The organism is Capnocytophaga sp. oral taxon 863 str. F0517 (assembly GCF_000466425.1).
Taxonomy (GTDB): domain Bacteria; phylum Bacteroidota; class Bacteroidia; order Flavobacteriales; family Flavobacteriaceae; genus Capnocytophaga.
In genome coordinates this window covers 1-16,896 of the sequence record NZ_KE992092.1, presented here as the reverse complement: position 1 = coordinate 16,896, position 16,896 = coordinate 1, and the positions used below count along the sequence as shown (strand labels likewise).

Here is a 16,896-nt window from a genome sequence, read left to right as displayed (position 1 = left end):
TTTAGAAATGATAATAAACGAAGTTTTTACAAACTATTTTCTATGGTATCTAAAAAAGAAAAATAAGTCTCTATTTTTTGGACAATACGGTGTTGTTCTTGTAAAGGAGGGAGAGGGAAAAATTCTTTCTGTAGAAGCTGAAAATGCCTACTATATCCTCTGTTTTCAATTTTGTAAGAAGCATTGAGAATGAGATAATAGAGATATTTTGATAGATTATTGTTAGGTAGAATAACTTTAACCCCATCTGCACCAACAATAAAATCAAAATCTATATATTTTACTACTCTCGTATGGTCTCCAAAGACAATGATAAAATCTTCTACCTTTAGAACCTTTGTTTCATCAGAAGAAAAACCTTCTATATAATTAGCACTTTGGCTTATTACAGGAAAATCCCCATTTTTTTCTATTTCAGACTGCAAAATCTGATATGGTTTTGTAGCTATGGTCTTCGTTATATCCCCCAGCCTACACCACGCCCACCCCTTAGGCAACTTCTCATAAGGGGTATCAGTGGCAGTTGTTTTGCCTATACGCTTAAGAAGTTCTTCTGCAGGTTCCTCGTTAGGGTCTTGATGAGTGAGCTTGCCCGCTATGGCATAGTTAAGCACCTGATTTCTAGCCTGCTTAACAAGGGCTTTGAGCTCCTCTTGAAGTTGTTCAATAGTATCTACAATGGTGAGCAGCCGTTCTACTTTTTGGGCAATACGATGCTGCTCTGCAAGAGGAGGGAGGGGAATAAAAGCATTTCTTATAATTTCGCCTGAAATAGATGAAAAAGTAGAACCCGTAGAGTTCTCATTAAAATAATCCTTCAATAATATTAGCCAAAAGAAGCAAAAATCTATACTTATATTGCCAAGAGGTTCTATAGCACATAACCCTCTTCCTATGCAAACTTCTCTATTGACCAAATTAACTTCTCCAACAGGAGCTCTTACACACAACAGGACACTATTAGATGTTATTTTTGTAGGTTCACTTGTAAAAAAAGGAGATTTGTCTATATATTTATCTGTAAAATATATCTTTCCTTGATGAAACTCAATTCCATTAGAATTTCTCATTACAGTTTCACCTTTGGGAGATTGTCCCATTGAGATATTAGCTATATCCCCCAACCTACACCACTCCCATCCCTCTGGAAGTTCAAAGGGGACTTCATCAATCGGTTCGTTGTCTTTTTTATCTCGTTTGAGCTTTTTATCTTTGATAAGCTGCTCTTTCTCTGTACGAATACGTTCCAGGAGCACGGAGGCAGGTTCATCGGTGGAGTCTTGGCGCACCAACTCCCCACGGATAGCTAAATCTAATATCTTTTGTCGTATTTGCTTAGTGTTCATGATTCAAGAAATTTATCAAAATCCGATTGGAAAAGGCGGTCTTGTACGATACGATACTTTTCAAACTCCGCTAAGGCATGGGTATGAGCAATCTCGGCGGTGATTTTACCAGCGTCTTGTAAGACCTCTCGGTCGGCAAATTCTAAAAAGCGGTTGAGGCGTACTTCCCAATCGCTCATGGTCATCGGGATATGCCTCAGTGCCATATCTTCTGCCATATCCAAGTAGGCAGAGACTAAGCGCTGTAGCTGTGCCATCTCATCTTCAGTAAGGTAGTTCTTAGCTACAACTACATCAAAGGGATAGATTTTCCCCTCGGGGGCATCCTTCCAAGAGGTCAGTCCCATGTGAGGTTTTTTGGCATTGGCACGCTCGTAAATTACCTCGGCAGCGGTATGCCCATGAATAGCCCAATGCAGTTTGTTCTGTACGGTGGCAAAAAAGCGTTGGGTAGCGGAGGATTTAGGGTCGTAATCAATGGAAGTTGCGTAAATGTCAGTGATTTTCTGATAGAACTTGCGTTCGGACAGGCGTATCTCTCTTATACGCTGTAGCTGTTCCTCGAAATACTTCTTTCCCAGCAGGGTTCCATCGTTTTTCAGGCGCTCATCATCCATGGCAAAGCCCTTGATGGTAAATTCTTCTATGACCTGCGTAGCCCATTTGCGGAACTGCACCGCCCTTTCCGAATTGACCTTATAGCCTACCGCGATTATCGCTGATAGATTATAGTGCTTCGTATTATAGGTCTTCCCATCATCCGCAGATACTCGAAAAATTCGAGTAACTGAACTTTCTTCCAACTCATTGTCAGTGAATATATTCTGTAAATGATAGGTAATGGTATGAGATTCCACCCCATAGAGTAGTCCCATCATTTTTTGGGAAAGCCAAACATTCTCGTCGGCATAGAGGCTTTGGATATTGCTTTCTCCTGTAGCGGTGACAAAGGTCAGATACTCCGCTACAGAAGCCCTTAGCATGTCTTTAGGTTTCTTTGGACTACTCATTTCCCATAATGGCTTTTAGTTGTGCAATAGCCTCAGTGATTTTGGCTGCTTTTTCCTCCATAGTGGCTATGAGTTCGCTCAAGGGGATGTCTTCGGTTTCTTCTCCCTGACGTATCCAGCTTAGGTCAAGGCTTGTTTTGTCACGGGCACAGATTTCTTCATAGGTGTATCGATGCCATCTGCCCTGTGGATTTTCCTCACTATAGGTTTCTTGGCGCTTACGGCGGTCGTCACGCTGATAGCACTGTACAAACTCGTCAAAATGTTCCCGCTTGAGGGGATTGGTTTTCCCGAAGTTAGGCATATTACTACGGAGATCATAGAACCAAACCTCTTGGGTATTGCCTTTGTCCGAAAGGCCTCGTTCGAAGAAGAGCACATTGGTCTTGACCCCTTGGGCATAGAAAATCCCTGTAGGTAGGCGCAAGATGGTATGTAGGTTGCACTTTTCCATGAGGTCTTTGCGGATACGCTCGCCATCGCCATCTACAAAGAGCACATTGTCGGGGAGTACTACGGCAGCACGTCCGCCTCTTTTAAGACTGCGGTAGATATGTTGTAAAAAATTCAGCTGTTTGTTGGAAGTGGGGAAGGTAAAATCATCTCGAGAAGGTTGTTCTCCCCCTTTCTTGGAACCAAAGGGCGGATTGGTCAGTACCACATCATAACCAGTCATTTGCTTGCCTAAGGAGGAAAGCGTATCACCAAGCTGTATAGGTCCTTTGATGTCGTGTAGCATGGCGTTCATCAGTGCCAAGCGGTGGGTTTCATGTACCAGTTCGCCCCCTGAGAAAGCCTCATTGATCTGGAACTCTTGCACCTCTTGCGAAAGGGAGAAAAGGTCATCAGTCTGGTCTTTGATATACCGGTCAGCAGCAATCATAAAGCCAAAAGTACCACAAGCAGGGTCATTACAGCGTTCACCCGCTTGGGGGTTCGTAAGTTCCGTCATCACATCAATAAGCACACGAGGGGTAAAGTACTGCCCTGCTCCTGATTTCTTTTCATTGGCGTTCTTCTCCAGCAAACCTTCATAGAGGTTTCCCAAGCCTTCTTCTTTGGCAGAATACCAATCAAGGGCATCAATGGTCTTGATGATTTTTTCCAAGTTTTTAGGCTCTTCTATATTGGATTTAGCCCCTGCATAGATTTCCTGAATTCTACCAGTGCACTGATCACCTAAGTGTTCTAATAGTTCCTTATAGAATTTCTTTAGTTCTATACCGTCTTTGCTCACAAGAGTGTCCCAACGATAAGCCTCAGGTATTTCTCCTTCGGAATTCGTTTCCTTAGCCATTTTTAGGAAAAGGATGTAGGTAAGTTCTGTTACATATTGGTGATAGGTGATACCATCATCACGGAGCACATTACACAGTGCCCATAGTTTGGCTACAATTTCTTGGTTGTTCATCTTTTTGTACTATTTTTTATTTTCCAAACATTCTTCCAAACATCACCATCTACTGAATCATACAATTTCATTCCTTCTTTTACAAAATTAGAATCTTTACTATCTATAAAATATTCTGCTGATTCTAACCGATATATAAAATATTTTTTCCATATATGATTTATAAATTTCATTTTGTTCAGAACTATATATTTAATAAATTCTAACAATATAAATATTGAAGTGATAATCGTAAAATTAGTTATTATTTTTCTAAGTAAAATTGATATAAAAGGAATAAAAATAACCATAATAGCTATATCTAATATTATAATTGTAGTCTTTGTACTATTAAAAATTTTAGGTAATCTATTATATGCACTTTCTCTTATTGCATCTAGATTATCTTGAGCTATTTTACCATCTTGTATTTTTTTGTCTGTAATTTTTTCTGTTATTTCTTTTATTGAAAAAATTCTATTCTCATTCTTATCCGTTTTTAAATTATCAAATCTCTGATCTGCATAAACTTTCAATATAGTAGAAATATTTTCTTCAGAATTAGTTATAGTTCTTATCTCTTTAATATAATTCAAAACTTGGCTACCTCTTAGATTGTATTCAGTAGTTCTTCTTTTTATAAATTTCAAAAATAATGTATAATCTATCTCTCCATCTTCATTAGACATATACGGGAAATGAAGAAGAAATAATTGTGATGGTAGAATAGTTTCTGATATTGTATTACTTTCGTTTTTTGATAAGATTTTATTCAATGATCTGTCTGTTGTGAGATAGAAAGAAATAACATCTTTATAATTATAGTTATTGTTTCCTCTTAATTTTCTTACATAAATGATATTATATGCATCAACCTTAGATGCTTTTTCTGTATATTTTAATTCATAAGGTAACTTCTTTTTATTATTGAGTAGTTCTTGTGATAATATATCAACTTTTTTAGAATCCTTTGAAATACTTTTTGCTAATGAGATTTTTAAACTATCAAAAATAGTAGATAATTCTGAACGAATTAGTAGTTCATATTGTTCTGGTGTACTTACTTTTTTTAATACTTTTAGTCTTGAATAATGTGAAACAAAATCTTGTTTAATTAAATTAGGTTCTTTTTCGATAACATAACCAAGAGTGTCTATGTCATACTTGGAATCGGCTGTCTTTAAAAATTTGATTGTTCCAGAAAGTGTTTTGAAAAACTCCTGATAGGTTTCTCCTGTATATTCAAATGTTATTCCTTGTAATATACATATCTTTATTAGGTCATATATGCTCTGCTTCCTTTCCTCTCCACCTACTCCTAAAAGTCTAAATAAAATATTTGTATCAAGTAAATATTTTTTCCCTTTAAAAATATCCTTAGAAAACTCTTTTATTCCTCTATTTGAAGTGATAATAGCATATTCAATTGCTTTAAGAAAAACATTGTAGATAGCAGTATTTTTAGAACTATCTTGATATTCAAGAAATTTATTAAATATTTCTATCTCATTTTGATTAAAATCTTCTTTTATATCATCCGATATTAAAGATAATAAATTTTCAGGAGAAAAGCTATTAATATTTTCATAAACAGCTTTGTATAATATTGATTTGATTACATCTATGTATTTGATATCATATTGATTATCTTTAATAAAGTGTCTTATGTAGATTTCTATTGAATGATTATTTAAATCATCATTTATTTTATTAAACCTTTCAACTTTTAGTGATAAAAATACATTATTATCTAATTTTTCTAATTTAAAATTACTACTTTTAGATATGATAGTATCAAACAAATCTTTATCTATGCTAATTTTATGAAAATCAATAATATGTCTGTAACAATCTTCAATATCAATACATTCATTATTTTTATCAAAAATATATTCTGATACCAATGAAACTATTATTAATTTAAAATCACTAGCTTTTACATCATTCAAAAAACAATTAAGCCTAAACAAGTCAAATTTTTTCATAAAAATATTATATTACGCAATCTCAAACAAATATTCCTTTAATTCATCTACAATTTCTCCCAGATGGTTTTTAAAGACCTTATTAATCTTCTCATAGCCGCCAGCATTTTGGAAGGCGCCTGTATCAAAGTCTGCCTTTTCGATATATTGTTCCTTCTCTAGGAAGGTCTTGATACGGTCGAGCCATTTGGTTTCCATAGCATTGAAACTGTGTGTTTGTTTGAGTTTTTCAAAAGCATTGTCTAAGCGTACTTTATAATCCACTAAGGCATTGCCTAGGGCTAAGGTACGTATCATACCAATGAGGTCGGCGGTGATCTCTACATTCTTGGCATTGTTCCATGCCTTATTCAGCTCTTTCAGGGTATAGCCCTCTTGCGCCATTTCTAAGTAAAGGCGCTTGAGGTCGCTACGGGTAAGCTCCGAAGGGCACGTACAAAGCAGGTTCAGGGCGGTGAGCTTATTGCGATTCTCGGCTATATAGGCAGAAAATTGTTCTATATAGTCCCCTGGGCGTTTTTCGGTCTTGCCATAGCCTACATAGTGTTCGCGTACTTCATCTGGCTTGTCGCTGATATATTTGTACTTTACCGTCTTAGGGTGGGAATAGAACAAACAAGCAATAGCTTTTACATTCTCTTTGATAAAAGTCTTTACCTGTTCGGTGGGTGTATTTTTAAGGGTGGCTAAAAAATCCTTAGGGGATACCCCCTGACTTAGGCTACAGAAATAATCAAAATCCTGTTGGCTAATATTCTTCGCGCGTCGTTGCAATCGGCCTAAGAGCTGTTGGGTATATTTGGCAATCAGCTTAGGGTTCTCAGTATGTTCAAAGCCATTGATGATATCTTCCAGTGTAGTGGTAGGATTCACTACAATAGGTGCCATTTCAGAGACTTCTGCAAAGAAATCAAAGACACCTACGGGATCATATACCTCAAAACTCTCCTTGTTTATCTTAGGACAAAGTCGGGTAGCGCGCCCTATCATCTGCTCAAAGAGAATACGTGATCTTACAAAACGCATGAATACCAAGGCGGTAATTTCAGGGACATCTACCCCTGTGGTAAGTAGGTCTACCGTTACCACTATGTTGGGATAAGTGTCGTTTTTGAACTTATTAACTGCTTCTTCTACCCGCTTTTTATCTCCTATGCTACCTGTTATCTTTTGGATAGCATCGTTATCTACCCCTTGCTCAGCATAGATTTCTTTGAGGAGCTTCACCACAAGATCGGCATGGGCATCATCTACCGCAAAAATAAGGGTCTTTCCTTCGCCAGTAGGGTCTAAATAGAGGCTCACTTCCTCCAAAACGGCACGGTTGAACCCTTCTGTGATAACATTTCGGTTGAACTGCTCTACCTCGAAGTTCAGCTCATCAGGTATTTCTGACAAATCTATCACTTCATTTTTCTCAAGGTCATATGCTTGTATAGTATCGCCCTTAGCATAGTGAATCCCTTCTATACGCTGTTGGGTGAAAATATGGTGAGGTAGGTTATAATCTACTAAAAAACCATCCAAAACGGCTTCACGATAAGAGTACTCAAAGACAGGTTTGCCAAAGAGCTGGGTAGTTTGTAGGGCAGGGGTAGCAGTAACCGCTATTTTCACCGCATCGAAATAGTCTATAACCATGGTATATTTGCTGGTGAAATCGTCTTGATCGCGAAAAGCAAATTCATCTTCACTCATCTCTTTATCAAGTATATAACCACGGTGTGCCTCATCTATGATTACCAAGTCATAATCCGATACTGAGGGCATATCCTGCGCTTCATTATAGAGGATACGCCTTACCATAGCCTGTACAGTGCTCAATTGTATTTTGGTTTCTTTCGCTATTGTTTTTTCACCAAGTTCATTGATAGGATAGATATTATAAAGCGTTTGTAGGTCTTCCAGTTTTACATCTTTGAACACATCGAGCGCCTGCTTTCCTAAGACATTACGGTCTACCAAAAATAAGATACGCTTAAAGCGTTTGGCAGCCAAAAAGCGGTAGATCATCGCAAGCAAGGTACGTGTCTTTCCTGTCCCTGTTGCCATAGAGAGGAGAGCCGAACGATGACCGTTGGCTAAGGCTTTTTCGGTAGCCTCTACAGCGCGGATTTGGTAAGGACGTAGGTTGAGTCCGTTGGGGTCTCTTAGTAGGTCATAAGGGGTTTGAGCAAGGTTTTGAGTGGCTTTGGCTATATCCTGTGCTAAATCCTCCAAGAGGCCTTGGGGACTTTTCCAGCCTTGGAGTGCTTTGGAGATATTGCCACTATCTCGTACATCTAAGAACCAAATGCCCGCCTTGGTATCCAATTGCTTGAGGTATTTTCGGCCATTGGTAGCAAAGAGGAAAGGTACTTGATAATCCCCCCATTGACCAATGAGATAGCAGGCATGTTCTTTTTTGATATGGGTGGCGTAGTCTTTACATTGGTTGGAGAGGATGCTTGAAATGTCTTTGTGCTTGGCTTTGGCCTCTACGATACCTACCAGTTGTAGGCCTGCAAATAGAGCATAATCGGCCACTCCCTTGTCGGTTGGCCACTCGGCTATGGCGAGGTTTTTCCCTTTTTCGGGGCGGGTACCCTTGCTATAGCGTAGGCATTCGGTATCGGCTTGCCAGCCTGCTTCACACAGCTGTGCATCAATGAGCTGACGTGTTTCGGCCTCGGAGAGTTGAAGGCTTTTTACATATTGCTGGGTGCGGCGGGCGCGCTCTTTTTGGGCGTTGATAAACTCTTTAGTTTGAGCGGCCTGCCAATAGCTTTGCTGTTTTTGGAGTTCAAGGAGTTGCTCGGTAAGGGCTTTGATTTGCTGCTCTTGGGCTTCTTTTTCGGCTTGTAGCTCGGCAATATTGGGGTTATCCCCCTCTTGAGGCATCACAAAGGTATGGCCTCCAGTTCCTTCCCCATAACTCAAGGCATACCATTGGGCGAGCTTGTAGGCCATTTGCAAGTTTGTCTTGGCGGAGCTAACCGAGTCGAAGCCCCCATGAGCGCCTTCATTCCCTCGCTGCCGTAATTGGTTAAGAATACTACCTAATTGGTGTTCTATAATTCCTTCCCGCTTAAGGACACTGATTCTATTGGCCTGATTGTTATCATGAGGTAAGGCAATATGTTCTATTTGGAAGACCTCATTGACCATCACTTCGGCAAATTGGCGTAGCTTCATCAAGCAACCATTGGGGTCAGTATATAAGTAGGTCTCTGCCAAATAAGCGATTCGATAGAGTATAGCAGGTTCAATAGCTTTTAGAAACTCAAAATTACTTCTCATAATGCAGCCTTATAGGAAGTTACAAAAGTAAGCTATTCTTTTTAAGATTTTAATATTATTAACAAATAATTAATTTACAAACTAAGGATTACTTTTTCACTTTTCCTGTTAACTTGTTTTCCTATAATTCCACACAGCCCAGCTGTTCAGTACTATTGCAAAGCCTAATAGATACAGAAATTCATGGCTTAGTTGTACCAAGCTACTACCCTTGAGAACTATTTGACGCATGGCACTGACAAAGTGGGTTACAGGGATAAAACGACTTACCACTTGGCTCCAGGCGGGCATGCTATCTACACTGGTTAAGAAACCGCTCATCAGAAGGAAAATCATGATAAAGAAGTAGGCAATGAACATGGCTTGCAATTGCGAATCGGCATAGGTGGAGACCAAAAGACCAAAGCCTAAAATTGCAATGAGATACATGGTGGCAAAGGTGTATAGGGTAAGCAAACTGCCTGCCGGGAAGATACCATAGACGACATACATCACCGTAAGCCCCAAGGTAAAGAGGATTAAACCTACGACCAAAAAGGGAATGAGCTTACCAAGTATAAATTGCCACTTTCGAATAGGGGTGACGTTAATCTGCTCAATGGTGCCTATCTCTTTCTCTTTCACTACATTGAGTGCTGAGAGGAAGCCTCCGATAATGGTAAGCAGGATGGCCAAGATACCAGGGACGATATAGCGTGTATATTGCAGATGCGAATTGTACCAATGGGTCGTGGCCACATTGAGCTTGGCTACCGCTCCTATGCGTTGGGGAGCCTTTACATTTACGTCCAGCTCAGCGTTGAACTCACGTATGACCGAGAGCAAATAGGCGCCCCCTAAGGAGGATTTGCTGCCGTTAATCGCATCTATGGAGAGCCCGAGGGCTTGCCCTCCTTCACGTATAAGGCTACGTTCAAAGCCTTCAGGGATCTCCAAGACCGCATCGGCCTGACCGTCTTCTATCAAAGCAAGCCCTTCTTTGTAAGAGAAAGGAGCATCGACAAGGCGAAAGTATCCTGAGGAGCTGATCTTCTGAATCAACTGCTGCGAATAGGGGCTTTGGTCGTGATCTACATAGACGAGGTTGATGTTCTTCACATCAAAATTGGCCACCAAAGGCAGTATAATCAGCTGCATCATAGGGGCAACAAACATCATGGCCAAGATGGTCTTATCTCGGAATATCTGTTTGAATTCTTTTTGGAGTATGAATGATAAGGTTTTCATCAGTTGTCAGTTGTTAGTTGTCAGTTGTTAGTTGTTAGTGATTAATGGGTTAATTCTAACCACTAATCACTAACCACTCTTCTATTCTAATCGTATTTTAAACTTCTTCATAGCAAGGCCTAAAAATACCACTGCCATGGTGATAAGAATAAAGGTTTCTTTCCATATATAACTGAAATCCAGTCCTTTGAGCATTATTTTCTTTACAATACTATAGTAATAGCTTGAGGGGAAGATTTTGGAGATACCTTGAAAGACAAGAGGCATGTTCTCTATAGGAAACATAAAGCCGGTGAAAAAGGCCGTAGGCAACATCATTCCCATCATGGAGATAAGCATGGCCGTTTGCTGGGAGGAGGTACTGGTGGAAATCAGTAGCCCCAAGGACAAACAGATTATGATAAATAAGGTGCTTTCCGCATAAAGTAACAGCAGATTACCACGTATGGGTACCTCAAGCATATAGACCGAGAGTAGGAGAATCACGGTAAAGTTGATCAGCGAGAGAATCAGGTAGGGAACGGCCTTGGCTACGAGTATTTTCAAGGGATTGAAAGGCGATACCAAAAGGATCTCCATGGTGCCTAACTCCTTTTCGCGTACCACTGCCACGGAGGTCAGGGCGGTGCTGACAATCATAAAGACGAGCGCAATCACCCCGGGGACAAAGTTCATAGAGCCATTCTGTTCCTCGTTGTACAACATGCGGTTTTCTACCGTTATCTGGTAGGGCAGTCGCAGGGTAGGGTTCAGCGTTTGCTGGTAGCGGGCTACTATAGCGGAGAGGTAGTTCTCTACCGTTTTGGCAGTATTAGGGTCACTTCCATCGGTGATGAGTTGTAGGGTGCTACCCTTGGGGGTATAGAGGTCATTGCCAAAATCAGAGGGAAAGACAAGGGCGGCTTTTATTGTCCCACGCCTGAAAGGGTCTTCTATCTCTTTGTAACTGAGTAGGGGCGCTTTCATCTTGAAATAATCACTGGCCGCCAGCTGTGAGCTAAGCTGCTGGGAATAGGTGTTGTGTGCCTCATCTAGCACAGCAATACCGATATGCTTCACCTCGCTGCTGAGGGCTTGGCCGAAAAGGATAATCTGCGCGATAGGAATCCCGAAGAGGATCAAAAGCGTACGACGGTCACGGAATACATGATAGAATTCCTTGCGGATAAAGGCTATTAACTGTTTCATATTCTAAAAGGGCAAATGGCCATTCTATGAAGGGCGAATTGCCATTCGCCCCTACAAGGGGTTATTCATTACGTTGGGCTTGGCGGGCAAGGGCATAGAAGACCTCGTCCATGGAATCGGTGTTGAATTGTTTCTTGAGTTGGCTTGGGCTGTCCATGGCTTCCAACTTGCCATCGACCATGATGCTGATGCGGTTACAGTATTCGGCTTCGTCCATATAGTGGGTGGTTACAAAAACGGTGATGCCCTGAGCGGCAGCCTCATAGATCATATCCCAAAACTGACGGCGCGTTATGGGGTCAACCCCACCGGTAGGCTCGTCCAAGAAGACAATCTCAGGGCGGTGAAAGATTGCTACCGAGAAAGCCAATTTCTGTTTCCAGCCCAGCGGCAAAGAGCCTACCAGCTTGTTGGCTTCCTGCTCAAGGCCGAGTGTCTCAATGAGCTGCTGGCGGCGGGGTTTAATCTGCTGGCGGCTTAGCCCATATACCCCTCCGTAGAAGGTAATGTTTTCCGTAACGGTAAGGCTATCATAGAGGGAAAACTTCTGGCTCATATAGCCGATATGCTTTTTGATCTGCTCTTGCTCGCGGTAGACATCAAAGCCAGCCACTCGTGCCTCTCCCGAAGTAGGGTAAGAAAGCCCACAGAAGATGCGTATAGCGGTGGTCTTCCCCGCGCCATTGGCACCGAGAAAGCCAAAGATTTCGCCTTTCTTGACGGATAGAGAGATACCATTCACGGCTTTGAAATCACCGAATTGCTTGGTAAGGTTGTTACATTCTATGGCATTCATTTTCTAATTCTTTAATTTACTAATTTGCAATTAGTCAATTAGTCAATTTGCCATTAATCAATTATCTCATTGACTAATTAGCTAATTGTCTAATTATCTAATTATCTCATTGTCTCATTAATCGTATAAAACTATCCTCAATGGTAGGGGTAATCGTTTTCCACTCAAGGTGAGGGAAGGTGGTTTTCAGTTGTTGCTCTAATTGGAGCGGATCTGTCGCTTGCTTTAAGGTGATATGTAAGTATTCGCCAAAGGGATAACAACTATCTATTTCGGGGCAAGTACGCAGATGCTGGAACAATGGGTAAATATTGGGCGTACTTGCTGCATAAAGTGTTTGACCAAAATCACTGACAATCTGCCGAGGGGTACTGGTAGAAAGGATTTTGCCCTCCTGCATAAGAGCAATGCGGTCGCATAGGCTGGCCTCGTCCATATAAGGGGTGGAAACCAGTATGCTGATACCCTGCGCTTTCAGCTTGGCGAGCATCTGCCAAAACTCCTTACGGGAGACTACATCTACCCCTGTGGTAGGCTCGTCCAGCAAAAGGACTTTAGGCTTGTGAATGAGCGCACAACAGAGCGCTAACTTCTGCTTCATACCCCCCGAGAGTTTGCCTGCACGACGCGCACTAAAAGGCTTTATCTGCTCATAAATATCCTTGATAAGGTCGTAATTCTCGGTAATAGTGGTGCCAAAGACAGTTGCGAAGAAAGAGAGGTTTTCCTCCACAGTGAGGTCTTGGTAAAGGGAGAACCGCCCCGGCATATAGCCTACGATCTTACGGATTTGCTTATAATCCTTTACAATATCAAGTCCCTCCACTGTAGCGCTTCCTTCATCAGGCAACAGTAGGGTGGTGAGCATACGGAAGACGGTGGTTTTGCCTGCGCCATCTGGGCCAATCAGCCCAAAAAGCTCGCCTTTCTTGACCTCTAAGGAAAGGTGCTGCACGGCCTTCGTATCGCCGTAGGACTTGCTGAGATTATGTATGGTGATGCTTGTCATTTTTCTAATTTGTTAATTTGCCAATAAGTCAATTTGGTTATGAGCTACAAACACACACGGAGGTGAGCCACATAAGCTATTTTTGTTTTCTATTGTTAAAAAAGATTGTACTTTTGCCACGGATTTAGATATGATACTTATGCACTACTTATACCTCACTTTAGCTATTGTTTTAGAGGTCTTCGCTACCACTCTTTTAGGAAAGTCAGAAGGATTTACCAAGGGCTTGTTTGCAGTGGGGTCGCTCTTGACCTATGGGGTTTCCTTTTATTTTTTATCCTTAGCCCTCAAGAATATTCCGCTGGGGGTAGCCTATGCTATCTGGTCAGGGGTAGGGATTGTACTGACCGCTATCGTGAGTGTTCTTGTTTTCAAAAGTAAAATAGACCTCCCTTTTGTACTGGGCGCCCTACTGATTATCGTAGGGGTAGTGGTGATTAACCTCTTTTCAAAGACAAGTGGGCACTGATTTCTTCACTTTTCACTCTTCACCCACATACCCTGCTCCAGGTATTCGCAGGCTTCACTTAAACACCGCTTCCCCATACATCCCTATCTTCAGGTAGCCATCGTTTTTGACTTTTACTTTGATCGCATAGACCAAGTTGGCGCGCTCGGATTGGGTTTGTATGGTCTTGGGGGTAAACTCGGCCTTGTCGGCTATATAGGTAAGGGTACCCTCATAGGCGCGTTGCTTGTCCGCTCCTGCATCGGTATGAACGGTTACGAGCTGACCCAATTTGAGTTGGGGCAATTGCTCACCAGTGATATAGGCTTTGAGGGTGAGCGTGTCTATATTGGCAATCTTGTATAGCGGCTTGCCGAAGGTCTGCATCTCTCCCTTGAGTGCATAATTCACCAAGACGGTACCCGTGATAGGGTTGATGATCTCACCTTGGTTGATTTGTGCTTGGACAGCGGCAGCACTCTTCTGTAAGGGTGCTTCTTGGCTGAGTACATTGCGGTTTTGGCTGTCGATGTTGGTAAGGCTCAGCTTGAGTTGGTTTTCAGTTACGGCAAGCTGTTTGTGCAGTTGGTCGGTCAGGGCGGTGAGGTCGTCCAACTGTTTTTGGGTAGCGGCTCCGCCTGCCACAAGCTGTTGCACACGAGAATGCTCGCGTTCTTGCTGGGCAAGCTGCGCTTTCTGTACCTCGTATTGGCTACGAATAAGAGCTACTTGATCGGCAGAAGACAGCGTTTTCTCCTTGAGGGAGGAGATGGAGGCTTCCACCTGCTCCTTTTGGAGCTTTAGGACTTCCACATTGATTTGCCCTACTTTTTCCCCTTCTTGGAGGGTCTTACCTTCTTCCACGGAGTAAGACAAGAGACGGCCATTTTGTTCAGCCGATACAATTACCTCATCGGCAACAAAGTTACCAGAGGCATCAAAGGTATTTTTGGAAGTGCAAGCACTTAGAATAAGGAGGCTTGCGAGGTATATTTTCTTCATTTGAGTTTTGAATTTTGAGTTCTAAGTTTTGAGTTAAGCACGAGCTACATCATTAGTCATTGGTCACTAGTCACTAGTCATTGGTCATTGGTCACTAAGTGTTGGTTTTCTTGTGCTTGGAGGAGCTGTATCTCGTGTAAGAGGAGCGTCTGCTGGGCGAGGTGTTCGGCATTAACCTTTTGGAGGTATTCGTGGGTGGTGATGACCCCATTGTCCAATTGTACTTGAGCGGCTTGAGCCACTTGGTGGCGTAGGGCAACGCTCTCTTTGTCCTGCTCCATCAGGCGCTGGAGCTTGCTGATTTGTGTTTGTTGCTGGGTAAGATCCAGCTCGGTGCTCATCATAAAGGCTTGTCGGTCAGCCGAGAGGGATTCTCCTTGAAAGCGAAGGAGTTGCTTCCTGTTGGACAAGCTATATAGTGGGCTTAGATGCCACTGTAGGCGCACCCCTGCTATATAATAGAAGTCAAACTCATTCTTGATGATATTGAGTGTAGGGCGACCATAAGCTCCTTGGGCAAACAAACCTATCTTAGGTAGATACTCCGAGGAGAGTTGTCGCTCTTGCGCTTCCAATACCGCCTGCTGTAGGTCAAAGCCCTTGAGTTCAGGACGTTGGTTGCCCTTGCCTATCCTACGGCTTTGGGGGCGCTCTAAGATGGTATTGGTAGAGAGTGGTTGGCCAATAAAAGTACTAAGTATCTGAAGGTATAGGGTCTTGGTAGCTTCATATTCGGTATGTTGCATCGAAAGGCGTACAATCTCCGCTTTGAGTTCGGCTACCTGACTTGCCAGGGTTGTGCCGTACTTGAGGGCTACTGTGGCTTTCTCCAATTGGGATTGGAGAGTTTCTATATTTAGCTGGTTTTGAGTTAGTTGTGCCTCTATGAGCAATACCCCAAAATAGAGGTTACTCACGCGCTGTTTTAGGGCATAGAGTTGGGTCTCCACCGCTTGGGTCTGCACAGCACTTTGGGCTTTGATGAGCTGCTTTTGAGTGCGAGTAGCGCCCCCATTATAGAGGAGTTGGCTCACTTCACCCACTACTTTGTATTGGTCTTTGCTTACCTTAGGTAAAGTGATAGGCAGTGGCAACCGCCCGATAGACTGCGAAAAATCAATGGTTTCCGACTGGTAAGTAGCCTGTCCTGTGATACTAATTTGAGGTAGATAAGCCTTATTAGCATTGGCTAAGGTATAGTCCTCACTCTTGGCAATCAAGTCCAACTTCTGTATGGTTGGATAGTGCTCGCGAGCAAGTGCATAACAGCTTTCCAAGCTAATCCTCTCTTGGGCAAAGACTGCTATAGGAAGGAATAAAAGTAAAAATAAGAGTCGCATCTTTTTAATTGTTAATTGTTAATCAATATGTTTAACCAATTGGTTAATATATAGGTAAAAAAATAGGGTTGTTTTTAAAGGGCGAAAGGGCTCATATACTCCGCTTATTTTTGGATTTTTCCTCTACAAACAACATAGCCTTGATCCACTGGGGAATCAATTTTTTTCGCTCAAGCATGAGGGTTTTGTACGCCTCTTTGTCGGTTCTGCTTAGGGCGGTAAAGATAGGCTGAGCGATGAAGGGAAATATCACCAAACTGATCACGTTAAGCACAGTGTGTATAAGGTTGGGTTCAGTGATTCGCCCTTGTGCTACAGCTTCGGCGTATTGGCGGGCTAAGACGGAGTGCTCTAGTGCCTGAAGGATACGAGTATTGGCAACAAAAGGCTCAGGATTAGTGCGTACCTCGTTGAACATAAAGGTCGGTAATTCAGGTTCTTCCAAGAGCAAGTCTATATAATTAGCCACTACTTGTTCTATTTTTTCCTCCAAGGAGGTGTTTTCATTATTGAGTATAGTCGATACACCTTTGAAAAAGAGAGTCATGGTCTCCATCATCACGATCTGGAAGAGCTTCTCCTTGCTGCGGAAATAATAATTGACCATAGCATGGTTGATCCCCGCTTCCTCGGCTATGTCGCGGGTGCGGGTACCTGCATAGCCTTTCTGGTGAAAGACCTTACGGGCAGCAGCTTTGATACGTTCTTCGGTGGTCACTGTTCACTATTCACTTATTCGGGAGCAAAGGTACATTAAATATTTGAATTAACCAAATGGTTAATACGTTTTTTATTAGCTAATTATTTAATTGAGGCATCAAAATAATTTCATATATTTGCTCTCTGAAAATTAATGTATGATGGAATTATTTAAGG

The 16,896-nt window shown here is 42.0% G+C and carries 13 protein-coding genes; 1 reads left to right on the top strand and 12 read right to left on the bottom strand.

What is annotated here, in order from left to right; genetic code table 11:
* Positions 1-26: 26 nt before the first annotated feature.
* The 9 genes from HMPREF1551_RS02135 to HMPREF1551_RS02095 form a co-directional block, all read right to left on the bottom strand.
* Positions 27-1,346, bottom strand: a complete 1,320-nt coding sequence (locus HMPREF1551_RS02135; protein WP_021627373.1) for a restriction endonuclease subunit S — start codon at positions 1,344-1,346, stop codon at positions 27-29.
* Entirely contained in the window at positions 1,343-2,356 is a 1,014-nt protein-coding gene (locus tag HMPREF1551_RS02130) for a virulence RhuM family protein (RefSeq protein WP_021627372.1), read from the bottom strand. The genes HMPREF1551_RS02135 and HMPREF1551_RS02130 overlap by 4 nt, the downstream gene beginning before the upstream one ends.
* Positions 2,349-3,767 (bottom strand): N-6 DNA methylase, encoded by a 1,419-nt coding sequence (locus HMPREF1551_RS02125; protein WP_021627371.1) that lies wholly within the window; start codon positions 3,765-3,767, stop codon positions 2,349-2,351. The genes HMPREF1551_RS02130 and HMPREF1551_RS02125 overlap by 8 nt, the downstream gene beginning before the upstream one ends.
* The gene (locus HMPREF1551_RS02120) at positions 3,764-5,731 is read right to left on the bottom strand and encodes a hypothetical protein (RefSeq protein WP_021627370.1); all 1,968 of its coding nucleotides are present in this window, start codon (positions 5,729-5,731) and stop codon (positions 3,764-3,766) included. The genes HMPREF1551_RS02125 and HMPREF1551_RS02120 overlap by 4 nt, the downstream gene beginning before the upstream one ends.
* Before the next feature lie 12 nt (positions 5,732-5,743).
* Positions 5,744-9,010 (bottom strand): type I restriction-modification system endonuclease, encoded by a 3,267-nt coding sequence (gene hsdR, locus HMPREF1551_RS02115; protein WP_021627369.1) that lies wholly within the window; start codon positions 9,008-9,010, stop codon positions 5,744-5,746.
* 108 nt (positions 9,011-9,118) lie between these two features.
* Positions 9,119-10,237 (bottom strand): ABC transporter permease, encoded by a 1,119-nt coding sequence (locus tag HMPREF1551_RS02110; RefSeq protein WP_021627368.1) that lies wholly within the window; start codon positions 10,235-10,237, stop codon positions 9,119-9,121.
* A gap of 81 nt (positions 10,238-10,318) precedes the next feature.
* Positions 10,319-11,425, bottom strand: a complete 1,107-nt coding sequence (locus HMPREF1551_RS02105; RefSeq protein ID WP_021627367.1) for an ABC transporter permease — start codon at positions 11,423-11,425, stop codon at positions 10,319-10,321.
* Positions 11,426-11,486: 61 nt separating this feature from the next.
* Entirely contained in the window at positions 11,487-12,221 is a 735-nt protein-coding gene (locus HMPREF1551_RS02100; RefSeq protein ID WP_021627366.1) for an ABC transporter ATP-binding protein, read from the bottom strand.
* Between the two features lie 106 nt (positions 12,222-12,327).
* On the bottom strand, positions 12,328-13,230 hold the full coding sequence (locus HMPREF1551_RS02095; protein WP_021627365.1) for an ABC transporter ATP-binding protein: 903 nt from the start codon (positions 13,228-13,230) through the stop codon (positions 12,328-12,330).
* Positions 13,231-13,369: 139 nt separating this feature from the next.
* On the opposite strand from HMPREF1551_RS02095, the gene HMPREF1551_RS02090 reads away from it, so the two are divergent.
* Positions 13,370-13,699, top strand: a complete 330-nt coding sequence (locus HMPREF1551_RS02090) for a DMT family transporter (protein ID WP_034544136.1) — start codon at positions 13,370-13,372, stop codon at positions 13,697-13,699.
* A gap of 54 nt (positions 13,700-13,753) precedes the next feature.
* Here HMPREF1551_RS02090 and HMPREF1551_RS02085 read toward each other — a convergent pair whose 3' ends face one another.
* From HMPREF1551_RS02085 to HMPREF1551_RS02075, 3 genes are all read right to left on the bottom strand, one after another.
* On the bottom strand, positions 13,754-14,680 hold the full coding sequence (locus tag HMPREF1551_RS02085; protein WP_021627363.1) for an HlyD family secretion protein: 927 nt from the start codon (positions 14,678-14,680) through the stop codon (positions 13,754-13,756).
* A gap of 77 nt (positions 14,681-14,757) precedes the next feature.
* On the bottom strand, positions 14,758-16,020 hold the full coding sequence (locus HMPREF1551_RS02080; protein ID WP_021627362.1) for a TolC family protein: 1,263 nt from the start codon (positions 16,018-16,020) through the stop codon (positions 14,758-14,760).
* Between the two features lie 91 nt (positions 16,021-16,111).
* Entirely contained in the window at positions 16,112-16,738 is a 627-nt protein-coding gene (locus HMPREF1551_RS02075) for a TetR/AcrR family transcriptional regulator (protein ID WP_021627361.1), read from the bottom strand.
* Between the last annotated feature and the right edge of the window lie 158 nt (positions 16,739-16,896).

Excerpts from the sequence above, each read along its gene's own strand:
- HMPREF1551_RS02100 (WP_021627366.1), bottom strand. The coding sequence starts at position 12,221 with ATGAATGCCATAGAATGTAACAACCTTACCAAGCAATTCGGTGATTTC.
- HMPREF1551_RS02125 (WP_021627371.1), bottom strand. The coding sequence starts at position 3,767 with ATGAACAACCAAGAAATTGTAGCCAAACTATGGGCACTGTGTAATGTG.
- hsdR (WP_021627369.1), bottom strand. The coding sequence starts at position 9,010 with ATGAGAAGTAATTTTGAGTTTCTAAAAGCTATTGAACCTGCTATACTC.
- HMPREF1551_RS02090 (WP_034544136.1), top strand. The coding sequence starts at position 13,370 with ATGCACTACTTATACCTCACTTTAGCTATTGTTTTAGAGGTCTTCGCT.
- HMPREF1551_RS02135 (WP_021627373.1), bottom strand. The coding sequence starts at position 1,346 with ATGAACACTAAGCAAATACGACAAAAGATATTAGATTTAGCTATCCGT.
- HMPREF1551_RS02120 (WP_021627370.1), bottom strand. The coding sequence starts at position 5,731 with ATGAAAAAATTTGACTTGTTTAGGCTTAATTGTTTTTTGAATGATGTA.
- HMPREF1551_RS02085 (WP_021627363.1), bottom strand. The coding sequence starts at position 14,680 with ATGAAGAAAATATACCTCGCAAGCCTCCTTATTCTAAGTGCTTGCACT.
- HMPREF1551_RS02105 (WP_021627367.1), bottom strand. The coding sequence starts at position 11,425 with ATGAAACAGTTAATAGCCTTTATCCGCAAGGAATTCTATCATGTATTC.
- HMPREF1551_RS02095 (WP_021627365.1), bottom strand. The coding sequence starts at position 13,230 with ATGACAAGCATCACCATACATAATCTCAGCAAGTCCTACGGCGATACG.
- HMPREF1551_RS02110 (WP_021627368.1), bottom strand. The coding sequence starts at position 10,237 with ATGAAAACCTTATCATTCATACTCCAAAAAGAATTCAAACAGATATTC.
- HMPREF1551_RS02080 (WP_021627362.1), bottom strand. The coding sequence starts at position 16,020 with ATGCGACTCTTATTTTTACTTTTATTCCTTCCTATAGCAGTCTTTGCC.
- HMPREF1551_RS02130 (WP_021627372.1), bottom strand. The coding sequence starts at position 2,356 with ATGAGTAGTCCAAAGAAACCTAAAGACATGCTAAGGGCTTCTGTAGCG.